12 protein-coding genes and 8 tRNA genes are annotated in these 14,166 nt (G+C 32.9%); all 20 read right to left on the bottom strand.

Going from position 1 to position 14,166, the window contains the following annotated elements; translation table 11 throughout:
• Positions 1–309: 309 nt before the first annotated feature.
• The 20 genes from BN1075_RS01860 to yabN all read right to left on the bottom strand — a co-directional run bounded on the left by BN1075_RS01860 (position 310) and on the right by yabN (position 14,149).
• The gene (locus BN1075_RS01860) at positions 310–1,977 is read right to left on the bottom strand and encodes a formate--tetrahydrofolate ligase (RefSeq protein ID WP_040191315.1); all 1,668 of its coding nucleotides are present in this window, start codon (positions 1,975–1,977) and stop codon (positions 310–312) included.
• Between the two features lie 243 nt (positions 1,978–2,220).
• Positions 2,221–4,227: an ATP-dependent zinc metalloprotease FtsH gene (gene ftsH, locus BN1075_RS01855; RefSeq protein ID WP_040191314.1), complete on the bottom strand. Its 2,007-nt coding sequence runs from the start codon at positions 4,225–4,227 to the stop codon at positions 2,221–2,223.
• A 170-nt stretch (positions 4,228–4,397) separates the two neighbouring features.
• The gene (gene hpt / locus BN1075_RS01850; protein ID WP_040191313.1) at positions 4,398–4,937 is read right to left on the bottom strand and encodes a hypoxanthine phosphoribosyltransferase; all 540 of its coding nucleotides are present in this window, start codon (positions 4,935–4,937) and stop codon (positions 4,398–4,400) included.
• Positions 4,930–6,366, bottom strand: coding sequence for a tRNA lysidine(34) synthetase TilS (tilS, locus tag BN1075_RS01845; RefSeq protein ID WP_235777737.1), 1,437 nt, complete (start codon positions 6,364–6,366; stop codon positions 4,930–4,932). Before tilS ends, hpt begins: the two co-directional genes overlap by 8 nt.
• Before the next feature lie 211 nt (positions 6,367–6,577).
• Entirely contained in the window at positions 6,578–8,980 is a 2,403-nt protein-coding gene (gene spoIIE, locus BN1075_RS01840) for a stage II sporulation protein E (RefSeq protein WP_040191312.1), read from the bottom strand.
• Positions 8,981–9,367: 387 nt separating this feature from the next.
• Positions 9,368–9,443 (bottom strand) — tRNA-Met (locus BN1075_RS01835).
• Between the two features lie 5 nt (positions 9,444–9,448).
• Positions 9,449–9,537 (bottom strand) — tRNA-Leu (locus tag BN1075_RS01830).
• 33 nt (positions 9,538–9,570) lie between these two features.
• Positions 9,571–9,647: transfer RNA gene (locus tag BN1075_RS01825), tRNA-Met, on the bottom strand.
• 3 nt (positions 9,648–9,650) lie between these two features.
• Positions 9,651–9,726, bottom strand: a tRNA-Met gene (locus BN1075_RS01820).
• Positions 9,727–9,730: 4 nt separating this feature from the next.
• A tRNA-Leu gene (locus BN1075_RS01815) sits at positions 9,731–9,819 on the bottom strand.
• Between the two features lie 33 nt (positions 9,820–9,852).
• Positions 9,853–9,929: transfer RNA gene (locus tag BN1075_RS01810), tRNA-Met, on the bottom strand.
• A gap of 3 nt (positions 9,930–9,932) precedes the next feature.
• Positions 9,933–10,008, bottom strand: a tRNA-Met gene (locus tag BN1075_RS01805).
• Positions 10,009–10,013: 5 nt separating this feature from the next.
• Positions 10,014–10,102: transfer RNA gene (locus tag BN1075_RS01800), tRNA-Leu, on the bottom strand.
• A gap of 172 nt (positions 10,103–10,274) precedes the next feature.
• Positions 10,275–10,691 carry a S1 domain-containing RNA-binding protein gene (locus BN1075_RS01795; RefSeq protein WP_040191311.1) on the bottom strand — a complete coding sequence of 139 codons (417 nt, stop codon included), beginning with the start codon at positions 10,689–10,691 and terminating at the stop codon, positions 10,275–10,277.
• Positions 10,692–10,779: 88 nt separating this feature from the next.
• Positions 10,780–11,067 (bottom strand): FtsB family cell division protein, encoded by a 288-nt coding sequence (locus tag BN1075_RS01790; RefSeq protein WP_235777736.1) that lies wholly within the window; start codon positions 11,065–11,067, stop codon positions 10,780–10,782.
• 100 nt (positions 11,068–11,167) lie between these two features.
• Positions 11,168–11,548, bottom strand: coding sequence for a spore cortex biosynthesis protein YabQ (gene yabQ / locus BN1075_RS01785; RefSeq protein WP_235777735.1), 381 nt, complete (start codon positions 11,546–11,548; stop codon positions 11,168–11,170).
• A 17-nt stretch (positions 11,549–11,565) separates the two neighbouring features.
• A complete protein-coding gene (gene yabP, locus BN1075_RS01780) occupies positions 11,566–11,862 on the bottom strand; it encodes a sporulation protein YabP (RefSeq protein ID WP_040191308.1) in 297 nt (98 codons plus the stop codon).
• Between the two features lie 76 nt (positions 11,863–11,938).
• The gene (locus BN1075_RS01775; protein ID WP_040191307.1) at positions 11,939–12,199 is read right to left on the bottom strand and encodes an RNA-binding S4 domain-containing protein; all 261 of its coding nucleotides are present in this window, start codon (positions 12,197–12,199) and stop codon (positions 11,939–11,941) included.
• A gap of 101 nt (positions 12,200–12,300) precedes the next feature.
• Positions 12,301–12,576 (bottom strand): HU family DNA-binding protein, encoded by a 276-nt coding sequence (locus BN1075_RS01770; protein ID WP_040191305.1) that lies wholly within the window; start codon positions 12,574–12,576, stop codon positions 12,301–12,303.
• Positions 12,577–12,703: 127 nt separating this feature from the next.
• Positions 12,704–14,149, bottom strand: coding sequence for a bifunctional methyltransferase/pyrophosphohydrolase YabN (gene yabN / locus BN1075_RS01765; protein WP_040191304.1), 1,446 nt, complete (start codon positions 14,147–14,149; stop codon positions 12,704–12,706).
• Positions 14,150–14,166 lie beyond the last annotated feature (17 nt).

Raw genomic sequence — 14,166 nt, 5'->3', positions numbered from 1 at the left:
CTTATACAATAATATCATATTCTGTAAAGCTTGTATACATATATGCAAGTTTCAATTCATTTTTCTGTGAATTTAACTAAATTGTATACAATCCTATAATAGTATTATAAATTCTAGTTTCAAATTTAACAAGAATTAATTGCTAACATACCAAAATAACTTTCACTTTTTTATTATTTTTCTCTTAAACTTACTTTTTACTCCTATTTTTAAATTTTATTAAACTAAAAAGAGTAAGGTGATAGCTACAATTTCTTATCAACTTACTCTTTATTGAATATATTACATTTTATTCTTAATTGTTTTATTTTAAAATAATCCGATTATCTTTCCATCCTCAAGAATATCCATTTTATTTGCTGCTGGAACTTTAGGTAAACCCGGCATTGTCATTATAGTTCCTGTAAGAACTACAATAAATCCTGCACCATTTGAAAGTTTTACTTCTTTAACAGAAACTCTAAATCCTGTAGGTCTTCCTAAAAGCTTAGGATTGTCTGAAAGAGAGTTTTGTGTTTTAGCAACACAAATAGGAACCTGATATAATCCAAGCTTTTCAATTTCTAAAATCTGCTTTCTTGCACTATCCGTAAAATCTACACCATCTGCACCATATATTTCTTTTGCAATAGTTTCTATCTTTTCAGCTATGCCTTTTTCTGCTTCATATAACACTTCAAATTTACTTGGTTTTGTATCCATAGTTGAAATCACCTTTTCAGCTAAGTCAACTCCACCTTCAGCACCTTTACCCCAAACTTCAGTTAAAGATACCTCTACACCTTTTGACTTGCAGAAATCCTTTATAAATTCAACTTCAGCATCGGTGTCTGATATAAATTTGTTAATAGCCACAACTACTGGCACCTTAAACTTTTGTATATTTTCAATTTGCTTCTCTAGATTTACTACCCCTCTAGATAAAGCTTCCACATTCTCCTCGTTTAGCTTATCCTTAGCTACTCCACCATGATGCTTTAAAGCACGAATTGTTGCTACTATAACAACACAGTCAGGCTTTAATCCACCATATCTGCACTTAATATCAAAGAATTTTTCAGCACCTAAATCTGCACCAAATCCAGCTTCTGTTATTGTATAATCCCCTAACTTCATAGCCATCTTGGTTGCAAGAATACTATTGCATCCATGAGCTATATTAGCAAATGGTCCACCATGAATTATTGCTGGTGTATTATCTAATGTTTGAACTAAATTAGGCTTTATAGCATCCTTCATAAGCATTGCCATTGCACCTTCAACTTTTAAATCCTTACAATATACTGGTTTTCCATCTAAATCGTAAGCTACTAATATCTTTCCGAATCTTTCCTTAAGCTCCATCAAGTTATTAGATAAACATAAGATAGCCATAATCTCTGAAGCAACTGTAATTGTAAATCCATCTTCACGTAAGAATCCATTGGCTTTTCCACCCATTCCAACTACAATACTTCTAAGTGCTCTATCATTCATATCTAAAACTCTTTTGAAAACAATTCTTCTAGAGTCAATTCTTAAATCATTTCCTTGATGAATATGATTATCTATTGCAGCTGATAAAAGATTGTTAGTAGCAGTAATAGCATGCATATCTCCAGTAAAATGTAAGTTTATATCTTCCATTGGAACAACCTGAGCATATCCGCCACCTGCTGCTCCACCTTTAACTCCAAATACTGGTCCTAATGATGGCTCTCTTAAAGCTATTACAGCATTTTTTCCTATACTGCAAAGTGCTTGTCCAAGACCTATGGTAACCGTTGACTTTCCTTCTCCTGCTGGAGTAGGGTTAATTGCAGTAACTAATATTAACTTACCATTCTCTTTCCCGCTTTTTTCAAGTATGTCTAAGGATAGTTTTGCTTTATACTTACCATAAAGCTCTAAATCATCTTCTGTTAACCCAACCTTCTTTGCAACCTCTACGATAGGTAACATCTTTGCATCTTGTGCTATTTCAATATCACTTTTCACAACTATTCCTCCTTGACTATCTGCTTTTTTATCATTACTTTATTTTTCGTACTTAACCGTCTTCCAATACGCCCATTATAACACAAGTATTTTTATAAAAAAAGCAAACTAATCCTTGAAAAAATTATTTAACATTGCCGTAATAATTAGCAAATTTGTATCTCACATTTAAATTAAATTTGTTAATTTTTAATAAAAAAACTGGCTAGTTTTTAATCACTAGCCAGTTTCAACTTTTTCTTCCTAAAAATTATTTATTGAATCATCATTATCAGTTTTTTGCTCTGATTGTTCATCAGCTCCATTAGTATTTGAAATTACAAATTCATCATTTGAAGCAGCAACAGTATCAACTGCATCTCCTTCATTACCCATTTGATTTCCTTTACCCTCTGCAAGCTCTTTTAAACGCTTTTCAGCATCATACTGCTCAAGAGTTTTACCTTCCATTATTGCATTAAATTCTTCTGCAACAAGTTTTTCTCTTTGAAGTAGAGCCCCCGCAACATCATGAAGCTTATCAATGTTGTCTTTAAGAATTGTTTCTGTTCTTTCATATGCTTCATCTATAAGAGCCTTAATCTCTCTATCAATCTTTGAAGCTACTTCTTCTGAGAAGTCTCTGGTTCTTCCAAAGTCTCTTCCCATAAATACTTCTCCATCTTCCTTACCAAAAGATATTGGACCTAACGCATCAGTCATTCCATATTCCATAACCATCTTCTTAGCTATAGCAGTTGTTCTGTCAATGTCATTTTTAGCTCCAGTACTTATATCTCCAAGGATAAGTGCCTCTGCAACTCTTCCTCCTAAAAGTCCAACCATATCATCTCTAAGCTTTGATTTAGAAGTATATGCTGTATCTTCATTTGGAAGGTGAAGTGTATAGCCTCCAGCCATTCCTCTAGGAATTATGCTTATTTCATGAACAGCATAAGAGTTTGGAAGATATTTAGAAACTACTGCGTGGCCAGCTTCATGGTATGCAGTAAGCTTTTTATCTTTATCACTAATAACCCTTGATTTCTTCTCTGGTCCGGCCATAACTCTTGTTATAGCTTCCTCAAGTTCAACCATAGTTATAACTTTTCTTCTTGCTCTAACTGTTAAAAGTGCTGCTTCATTCATTAGATTTTCAAGATCAGCTCCTGTAAATCCTGGAGTTCTCTTTGCAAGAAGTGCTAAGTCCACATCTTCGTTTAAAGGCTTATTTTTAGAGTGTACCTTTAAAATTTCTTCTCTTCCTTTTACATCAGGTACTCCAACAACAATTTGTCTATCAAATCTACCTGGTCTTAAAAGAGCTGGGTCTAAGATATCCGGTCTATTTGTAGCTGCAACCATGATGATTCCTTCATTAACACCGAAACCATCCATTTCAACTAGAAGCTGGTTAAGTGTCTGCTCTCTTTCATCATGTCCACCACCCATGCCGGCTCCTCTTTGTCTACCAACAGCATCTATCTCATCTATAAATATGATACATGGTGAATTTTTCTTTGCTTGTTCAAATAAATCTCTAACTCTTGAAGCTCCAACTCCAACAAACATTTCAACAAAGTCAGAACCTGATATACTAAAGAATGGAACACCAGCTTCACCTGCAATAGCTTTTGCAAGAAGAGTTTTACCTGTTCCTGGAGGACCTACTAAAAGCACGCCTTTAGGAATTCTTGCTCCAACTTCCATATATCTCTTAGGATTTTTAAGAAAATCTACAATTTCTTCAAGTTCCTGCTTTTCTTCATCAGCTCCAGCAACGTTTTGGAAGGTTATTCTTTTATCACCTTCTAAAGGTACTGCCATCTTTGCTTTGCTTTTTCCGAAGTTCATAACTCCACGGCCGCCGCCACCGCTGCCACCGCTTGACTGATTCATAAACAATACAAAAACAAATACTCCCATACCAACAAGAAGTAATGTTGGTAAAATGCTCATCCACAATGGCATTGTTTTTGGTGGTTCATACTCCTCACTCATATTTGGGTTTGGATACTGTTTAAGAATTTCTAAGTATCTCTCTTTTATTATATTGACTGTAAATTCAGTGCCATCTGCTAGTTTTCCTGATACAGCATTTGCATCCGGTGACAATTGAGATTCTAAAACCTCATGTTTTGACATATGCTGCTCAAATTCATTTACTGTAATTTCTTTAAGAGTTCCAGAGCTACTAAATAGAGATAGCGCTGATAATATAACTAGGATTAACACTAAAAACCAGATTGTTGCACTAGAAAATTTTTTCACTTAAAGCCCCCCTCTCTGCGGTTCGTAATATCACTAAAAATTCTATCATAGGAATTTTTTGATTACAACATTTATAATATTAATTATTGGTAAATTAATCCCATTTAACTTATATACTTCTTTGATATATTAAATTTATAATATTCCTATTTGTATATTATAAGGATTTATTATTTCATATATACTCTTTCATGCAATATACCTATATATGGAAGGTTTCTATATACCTCTGCATAATCTAGTCCATATCCAACCAAGAAGTGATCTGGCACATCAAATCCACAATACTTAACATCTAACTCTTCTTTTCTTCTCTCTGGTTTATTTAATAAACATGCAATTTGAAGACTTCTAGGACTTCTTGCACCTAAATAACTCATCAAGTACTTTAAAGTAACCCCGCTGTCAATTATATCTTCAACGATCAGTACATCTTTACCCTTTATTTCAAAGTCTAAATCTTTAATTATTTTTACTATTCCTGAAGATTCAGTGGCATATCCATAGCTTGAAACTGCCATAAAATCCATTTTACAAGGTATTGTTATATGTTTCATCAAATCAGACATAAACATTACAGAACCTTTAAGAATTCCTAATAATATCAATTCTCTGCCTTCATATTCTTTAGAAATCGCAGCTGCCATCTCCTTTATTTTTTCCATTAGTACTTCTTCAGTTAGCAAAACCTCTTTAATATCCTTATTCATTCTTTTCCTGCCTTTCAACTGTTACTTCTATTATATTTTTCACACCTTCATGAATCTTAAATTTATCACTTATTTTATATCCTACAATCCATGAAATCTCTTCATCAAAACATATCAGCGGTACAAAATCTCTTTTATCTCTAGGCACCTTAAGGTCCATAAATATATCTTTAAGTTTTTTACTGCCCTTCATTCCAAAAGGAACAAATCTATCTCCATCTTTTCTAACCCTCACAGAGATATTTTTTACATTATCACAGTTAAAATACTTCACATTTTCTTTTCCCTTAAAGTTCATTGATTTGTTATTAGATACCTGTTTTATCCTAATATTGACACCTAGATTTTCAACATAATTATCTCCCATTTTAAGCTCTAAACATTCATTTATGTTAGATTTATGAATTTCCCTATTTTGCTGCTTTCTAGTTATCTCGATATTGCCATATACGTTTGTAATAACAATTCCTTTAGGCACTACTGTAAACTTACCTGTTTCAGATCTTTGTATCTTAATCACATTATCAATATGTATACTTTGTATATTATTTATATCACCTTTAAAGATTAATAGCGCTTTTCGTATTATCCTACTTATCACAGCCGGATGAAGATTAAATGCGTCATTATATATTATAACCTTTTCGTCACTGATATCACAGACTTTTTCGAAATATTTGGTAACATTTTCTTGAATAAATTCTTCATCTCTTTTTATCAATTCACACATTCTGCTTAAGGTAGTTATTATATCTCCATTAAAATTCTTCTCTATATAAGGAATAAGCTCTAATCTCACTTTATTTCTTGAGTAAATAGGTTCAAAGTTCGTTTTATCTATTCTAGCTGGTAATTTATTAGTTTCACAATATTCCTCAATTTCTGTTCTAGTAACATTTATAATTGGCCTAATAAATATTTCATCTCTAACAGGTTTAATTCCAACTAGCCCCTCAATTCCAGTTCCTCTCATAAGTCTCATCAAAACTGTTTCTGCTTGATCATTCTGATTATGAGCAACTGCAATCTTTTGAGCCCCAACTTTATTCATTAACTCTTCAAAAAAAGAATATCTAGCATCTCTTCCAGCCATCTCGGTTGATATACCCTGCTCTAATGCCATTTTTTCTATATCGACAGAGCGGCTAAAGAATTCCACACCAAGACTTTGACAATACTCTTCACAAACCCTTTCATCCATATCAGATTCATTTCCTCTAAGCATATGATTTATATGGGCTGCATAAATGGTTAAATTATATTTCTTTCTTAATGAGTGTAAAATGTGAAGCAGACACATAGAATCTGGTCCACCCGATAGAGCTACAATTATTCCATCACCCTCATTAATCATTTTATTTTCATTTATAGTATTTATAACCTTATTCATGGTATTTTCCAAGGATATATTATTTATATTTTCACTCATTAAACACACTTCCTAAAATATTGTTTTTAGTCATAATATCACATATGCAAAAAATTTAAAATAAATATAACAAAAATGAAGAAATGCAGTTAACATTTCTTCATTTTTATAATTGCCCATATTAAAATTATTTAACCACCTTTAAAACCATAAAACTCTCAAACATCTGTAACTACCTTGTAACTACTGTAACTACCTTAATTTGAATTTATCAAGCACTATACACTTTTGATACCATTACGGTCATATCATCGCTAACCTTGTTATTCCCACTCTCCTTAGCCAGTTTTACAACGCCCTTAGCAATCTCTTCTGGACTCAGATCATTGTTTCTACACAAATAATCTAATATCCAATCAACTCTTCCTCTATTTTCCTCATCATTGTCGATAACACCATCTGTAAGCATCACAATCAAATCTCCAGCTTTAACCTTCTTATTATAGATCTCAATATCTGCTTCATCTAATACTCCTATAGGTAAGCTTCTTGATTTTACTATATCTATGGTATCTCCACTTTGAATAATACTTGCCACAGCGCCAACCTTTATAAAATCTACATCTCCACTATATAAATTTATTGCACTAAGGTCTACCGTGGAGAACTTTTCCTCCTCTGAAAACTTCAAACTCATTATGGAATTAACAGTATTGATTGCTGTTGTCCTGCTAAATCCAGCTGAAGTAAAATTACCTATTAAATCTACAACTGCTTTACTTTCCCTTCCAGCTTGTGGTCCAGAGCCCATTCCATCACTTAACACCATCATGTAGCTTCCATCTATGCACTCACCAAAATCAAAATTATCTCCATAAATTGATTGACCATCTTTACATGCACGAGCTACACTGGTTTTAATATTAAATTTAGGCACTTCACAAAATCTAGCGGTACACTTCTTCGTGATAGGATCAATTCTACACCCATTTTCTCTTAATTTCATAGGATACTCTGCACATTCATTTATAAGTGGCAGCATCTTCTTAACACATAGGTTTCTTCCATTACACGAATCACTTACTATTTGTATATCAGCTCTATTAAATTTATCTTTTATTACAAATACATCCTCTACTTCTATATCATACTTTTCAAATATTCTTTCTAACTTTTTCTCTACCCCCTTATCCTCATTAAAATCTGCTGAAAACTCTTCCATAATTTCATCAACAGACTTCGCCATGTTATTGAACTGATTAGCTATAAGTTCCCTCCCCTCTGCCAATCTACTTCTCCACATTTCATTAATAACAAATTTATTTATAACATCTTCCGTATTTCTGATTAAGGCACCCTTCTTCATACACTTCTTCTCCAAGACAACAGGAAATACAGATGATCCATTTTGTGCATTTTCAATTAAATCCTCAAATGCCTTATAGGTGTTGACCATCTCCCTGCCCCAGCAAATCGTGCATGTATCACAGGTGTTACAAACTCTGTTAGCCAAATTTTCAACTAACCCACTGCTCTTTGTATTCATATCCAATTTATCATTATCAGCTAAATTAGTTAGAGTAGAAGACATATTTATTAACACTTCAGAGAACTTGTCCAATCTCTCTGTAAATATATTTTTCACCTTATTTATATAGCCTTCTTCATAAACTTGATTTTTCTTTTCAATATCCATTTCATTAGATACAACTTCATAAATCTTATTTGGTATTAATAAAAATATTACTGTTGCCAGAACACCTTCAACAAGAATAAAATTATCTATACCTATAGGCATATAAGTTGTAATATAAAATTTAATTATGCAGAATATAATAAAAGAAGCAATTGCAGAAATTACTTTGCCGCCTTCTCTAAATATCCCTGATACTAATCCACACAGCCCTAATAATGTAGCATAAGCAAATATATTGTTATTCGACATACCAACCAAGACTCCCATTGCAACCCCAGCTGTAGATCCAATACTCACCCCACAAATGTACCCAATAATAACAACAGAAGCCACACTTAAAATTGGAGTCAAAGATATATTGAAAAATTCCACATTCCAAGTACCTGCTATAACTAATGCCACCAAAGTACTCATTGCAACTATCTCTTCATTAGAAAATAAATGTCTTGTTTTTATCTTCCTTATATTATTTAAGCTGTACTCTAATATAAGATAAACAGGTATTATGCCAACAAGTTCTATTGCCGCATTCCCCAGCGCTATCCCTGCGGTATTGTCACTCATGAGCATCACATAGCCACAGACAACTATAACCGTCACTGTCAGCATTACTGGTTTGTGAAGTTCTTTTTTTAAGAAATTACTCACAATGAGATAAATAACAACTAAAGTTGCTACCACACTTATATATAATATGGTATTACTTAAATGCCCATTTATCGTAGCATACCCAATTATAGCTCCAACTCCAGATATAAGAGATAATTTACTATCACCGTATAACAGCATAGTTAACACAAACGCTATTCCAAATGGTGCCGATTTATTTATCATTATAACTCTGCTAATAAGCATAGCCGTCAAAAACAATGTTGAGATTTCCAAAATAAGCTGAACTCTCTGACTCTTTCTATCCTTAGTCGCAACCATGTTACTTCTTATTCTTTCATAGGTCTTAATTTCTTCTCCAAATTGCATAATCATTTCCTCCGCCATATTTTATAAAGTAATTATAGCAACCTTCCATGGAAATAATTGTAATTTTATATACCTACATTCAAAAAACTTTCCAACATTATCTCCCAAAGTATTTATCTTTAATTTTTAATTTACCTCATAAAAAAACACAGTTATAAAAATAACTGTGTTTTTTCCCTATATGTTTATTACTATTTTTTTACCTTTGCACTAATATAACTTTGTCATTTTGTCATAAACCTACAATAAAAAAGGTTTTATGTTGAAAACTTTTATAATACTTTTATTGACTATTGAATATAATGTAGTTTATTCTTTTTTACAATTTAAGATAAAATAAAAATTAAGATAAAATAAAAACTCACAAACGAAAGTTTGTGAGTTTTTTGGTTGCGAAGGCAGGACTTGAACCTGCGACCTTCGGGTTATGAGCCCGACGAGCTGCCAACTGCTCCACCTCGCGATATTTGGTGCTTGAGACCGGAATCGAACCGGTACGATGTTTAACCACCGCAGGATTTTAAGTCCTGTGCGTCTGCCAGTTCCGCCACTCAAGCTCGTTACTTTGGCAAATTTAATTTTTAAAAATATGGTAGCGGAAATAGGACTTGAACCTACGACCCTTCGGGTATGAACCGAATGCTCTAGCCAGCTGAGCTATTCCGCCACATGGTTGCGAAGGCAGGACTTGAACCTGCGACCTTCGGGTTATGAGCCCGACGAGCTGCCAACTGCTCCACCTCGCGATATTGGTGCTTGAGACCGGAATCGAACCGGTACGATGTTTAACCACCGCAGGATTTTAAGTCCTGTGCGTCTGCCAGTTCCGCCACTCAAGCTCATTACTTTGGCAAATTTAATTTTTAAAAATATGGTAGCGGAAATAGGACTTGAACCTACGACCCTTCGGGTATGAACCGAATGCTCTAGCCAGCTGAGCTATTCCGCCACATGGTTGCGAAGGCAGGACTTGAACCTGCGACCTTCGGGTTATGAGCCCGACGAGCTGCCAACTGCTCCACCTCGCGATATTTGGTGCTTGAGACCGGAATCGAACCGGTACGATGTTTAACCACCGCAGGATTTTAAGTCCTGTGCGTCTGCCAGTTCCGCCACTCAAGCATTTGGCTATCACCTTTCAGCGACAATATTTATTATATGGTATAATGTTTATTATGTCAACACTATTTTTTCACTTTTTTATATGTAATATTTTATCAGTTATTTTATGTAAAATATTGCTTGCAATAAAAAGCAAGAGTGCCAATAAAGCACTCTTAAAATTTAGTATAAACTAATTTGATCCTCTTTTACTATAGCCTCTGCCTTTACCGCCATCTTGATGCTTTTTAAGATCTTGGAATCTCTCCTCACTATCCTTTAGAAACTTAGACATTCTATCTTCAAAACTAGATACGTTTGCAGTCTTAGTTTTTTCCTTCTGCCAATCTATTTCTACAGGTTTAAAAGATTTTTTTGGTGTTCCAGCTTGTTTTATGGATAAACTCATTTTTCCATTATCATCAACAGATATAACTTTAACTTTAACAACGTCATCTTCTTTCAAATGATCACGTACATTCTTTACAAATACATCAGATACTTCTGATATATGTACAAGTCCTGTTTTACCCTCCACTTCAACAAATGCACCAAAGTTTGTGATATTAACTACTTTACCTTCAATAATGCTTCCAGCCTTTAAGGTCATATTAAAAAGACCCTCCTTAAATTAATAATTTAAATATATATTATACTATATCTAATTTTAAATTAAAATATAGTAACTTACAATGTTATTATTTGCTAGGTAAAACAGTTTGTTCTCCCTCTTTTATTAACCCTAGCTTCTCTCTTGCTATCCTCTCAATGTAAGCATCATCTTGAGAAAGCTTATATTCTTCTTGAAGTTTTTCATACTTTGCTTCAATGTCATTTAATTCCGCTGTATACTTCTGAATATCTCTATGCTGCCTAAACATTATTATTTGCTGATTTACAAATATAAATCCCACGTATAACACTACAACTAAAAGAATTACCTTTTTCAAGTTGAATTTCTTCATATCGATATCCCTTTCTTCCATTTAGGCTTGCCTAAATCTCACTTTACATTGGTATTACTCAAACCTTATAAATATATTGTAATTTGTATTTTTATTTTCTTCAAGTATTAACATAATTATTTTATGCTTTTTTTCTTAATTTGTGAAAAATAATTCTTAAAGGGTAAAATAACCAATTAAAAACTATCCTTGTAAGTGTAACTACAAACTCAATCACTCTATCACAAACTAATATAGCGCGTCTGCTTATAAGCTTAAAATATAAAAGAAGCCCTAACCCGTTATATAGAAATACATTAAAACTCATATATGCATAATTGGTGTACATCATCAATATAAATATCAATATTCCTGTTAAAATCCAAAAAAGCATATCTTGAATTGCAGTAATTATTTTTCCCGGCTCTTCAAACCCCCTGATTACTCTATAAAAATCATATAATACTCCAACAGCCATACCATTTATTAAAGAAAATATAAACAAGGTTATCTGTCTATTCATATCAAATATCATACTATTTACCTAAATACCTTTGATAGAATACCATTTTGCTTTCTTGGTTTCTTTTCATCTGTAGTATAAACTACATAAGATATCCTTCCTGTAATCACAACATCACCATTTTGAACATCAAGCTTTGTCATTTTTAAGTCTTCACCACGAATATCTATATTCCCCAGAACTGTAATGAGTAGTATTTGATCTTCATTAAAACTAATTATTTCAGATACCCCATTTAAAGTCATCTTTTTTCTATTTTCTAAAGTTAGAGAACTCTTGCCATTCTCCATTGATATATCTTTATTTTGTTCCATAAAATCCTCCTAAAAATAACTATGATTTTAGTTTTCTATAAAGATATATTCACTCGCTTGTAATTTATGCTATATTTTATTCTTTATCCTCAACACCACTTAATATCTCGTACATCTTTTTGGCATCTTCTTTAGTTACATGTGAAGCAATGTTAACTATCTTTGCTTTTAATAGTTGGTTAGCAAATTGAATTTCTATAATATCATCTTCTTTAACTGTTGTACTAGGTTTAGCAACCTTTCCATTTATAGAAACTCTCCCATTTTCACATACATCTTTTGCAACTGTTCTTCTTTTTATTATTCTTGAAACCTTAAGGTACTTGTCTAATCTCATGAATTCATCCCCTTTTCACTTTTAACGTGATATACTACCACAAATATTATTTATTTAAATATAAGAAAAAACCCAGAAAAATCTAGGCTTTTTCAAAAGAACTATTTATTTACTCTGTCCTTGAACTCTTTACCAACTTTGAATACTGGAACTTTAGATGCAGGAATTTGGATTTCTTCCTTAGTTCTTGGGTTTCTTCCAACTCTAGCAGCTCTTTCTCTTGTTTCAAATGTTCCAAATCCAACTAGCTGAACTTTTTCTCCACTTTCAAGAGTTTCTTCAACAGCTTCTATGAATGCCTTTAAAGCTACCTCATTATCTTTTTTTGTTAGTCCTGATTTCTCAGCCATTTTTGCGATTAATTCTGATTTGTTCACAATAGTACCTCCTTAAATGATAACTCCATATAATTATAATTATATGAAACATTACTTACAATATTATTCTTATAAATTTTCTGAAATCCTTCTTTTTTTGTTGAAAAAGTTATACTTTTGTTGAAAATTAGCTTTTTTTTGCTTCTTCCCACAAAACATCCATCTCATCAAGGGTCATAGATTTCATATCAAGCCCTTTTTGAATCCCAGATTCTTCTATAAATTGAAAGCGTTTTATAAACTTATCTATAGTATAATTTACTGCAAATTCTGGGTCAATGTCAAGAAGTCTTGCAATATTTACTGTAGCAAAGATTAAATCTCCCACTTCCTCCTGTATTCTTGACATTTCTCCACCTTTATATACATCTTTTATCTCCTGAAGTTCTTCAAGAACCTTTTCCATTGCTGGTTCTACATCATTCCAGTCAAAACCAACCTTTCCAGCCTTCCTTTGGACCTTTTCAGCTCTCATAAGTCCTGGAAGACATTTCGGAACATGCTTAAGCTCATCGGTATAAGTCTCCATACTCTTCTCTTTCTTCTTTATATCTTCCCAGTTATCTAAAACCTCTTTGCTGCTTCTGACCTTTACATCTGAGAATATGTGCGGATGCCTAGATATCATTTTATTAGTTATACCTTGAATTATATCGTTAATATTGAAGTATCCATCTTCCTTGCCAATCTGTGCATGAAATACAACTTGTAAAAGTACATCTCCAAGCTCTTCAATTAACTTCTCGTCATCTTCCTCATCTATGGCTTCAATAACCTCATAACACTCTTCAATCAAGTATCTTTTTAAACTTTCATGAGTCTGCTCTAAGTCCCACATACAACCCTCTTCCCCCCTAAGGGTTTCCATCACACTTAATAAATCTTGAAAATCCTTAGTTTCATAAGGTTTCTTCGGAATATATATTGAAGTTAAGTAATCTATATCTTCCTGTCTATCTAAATCATATAATTTAATTGTTCTTATGCTTTCCAGCCCCTCAACTCCAGCTGCTCTAACAAAAATAATATCTGTATCATCTTTGTAGTACTCACACAAAGCCAGCTTTGTTTCAGAAGCTATGAACTTGTTATATACCTGGGTTATAACCATACCAATTCTCTTATCCATAATCTGGTCTTTTATATCAAAAGCATCAACTATTTTAACCCCTTCTATTGGGTCAAGCTTTAAACTTTCAATAACAGCATCTATAAAGCTTACTGAAGGCATCAATTTACTTTCAATACAATTTTCCTCACAAAGGTTTAAAAGCAGTGTTACCGACTTCTCTGCAACTAAAGGATGCCCTGGTACAGCATAAACTAAATCCCCTTTTTCCTCATGAAGCTTTATTAATTCTTCTGCTATTGCTTTATATATGTCGTCAAAGCTATCATACTTCTCATAAAATTTATCACATGTTTCAAATTGAACCCCTAATGATTTTAAATACTCTACATTTGGGTGTTTTTCAGTTCTAAAGTAAATATTTGAATTGTTTTTTAATACCTCTAGTACACCTATGGTTAATGCATTCTTAGAACCAGGTCCCAGACCAACCACTGTAATCATTTGAATCTACTCCTCTA

Source organism: Clostridium culturomicium (assembly GCF_000821305.1).
Taxonomy (GTDB): Bacteria; Bacillota; Clostridia; order Clostridiales; family Clostridiaceae; genus Clostridium_J; species Clostridium_J culturomicium.
Note: the sequence above shows the minus strand (reverse complement) of the source record. Positions and strands in the feature narration are given on the sequence as shown.

Bases quoted from the DNA above. Each gene is read 5' to 3' on its own strand.
- hpt (WP_040191313.1), bottom strand. From the start codon at position 4,937: ATGAATAAGGATATTAAAGAGGTTTTGCTAACTGAAGAAGTACTAATG.
- tilS (WP_235777737.1), bottom strand. From the start codon at position 6,366: ATGAGTGAAAATATAAATAATATATCCTTGGAAAATACCATGAATAAG.
- spoIIE (WP_040191312.1), bottom strand. From the start codon at position 8,980: ATGCAATTTGGAGAAGAAATTAAGACCTATGAAAGAATAAGAAGTAAC.
- BN1075_RS01795 (WP_040191311.1), bottom strand. From the start codon at position 10,691: ATGACCTTAAAGGCTGGAAGCATTATTGAAGGTAAAGTAGTTAATATC.
- BN1075_RS01790 (WP_235777736.1), bottom strand. From the start codon at position 11,067: ATGGAAGAAAGGGATATCGATATGAAGAAATTCAACTTGAAAAAGGTA.
- yabQ (WP_235777735.1), bottom strand. From the start codon at position 11,548: ATGAATAGACAGATAACCTTGTTTATATTTTCTTTAATAAATGGTATG.
- yabP (WP_040191308.1), bottom strand. From the start codon at position 11,862: ATGGAACAAAATAAAGATATATCAATGGAGAATGGCAAGAGTTCTCTA.
- BN1075_RS01775 (WP_040191307.1), bottom strand. From the start codon at position 12,199: ATGAGATTAGACAAGTACCTTAAGGTTTCAAGAATAATAAAAAGAAGA.
- yabN (WP_040191304.1), bottom strand. From the start codon at position 14,149: ATGATTACAGTGGTTGGTCTGGGACCTGGTTCTAAGAATGCATTAACC.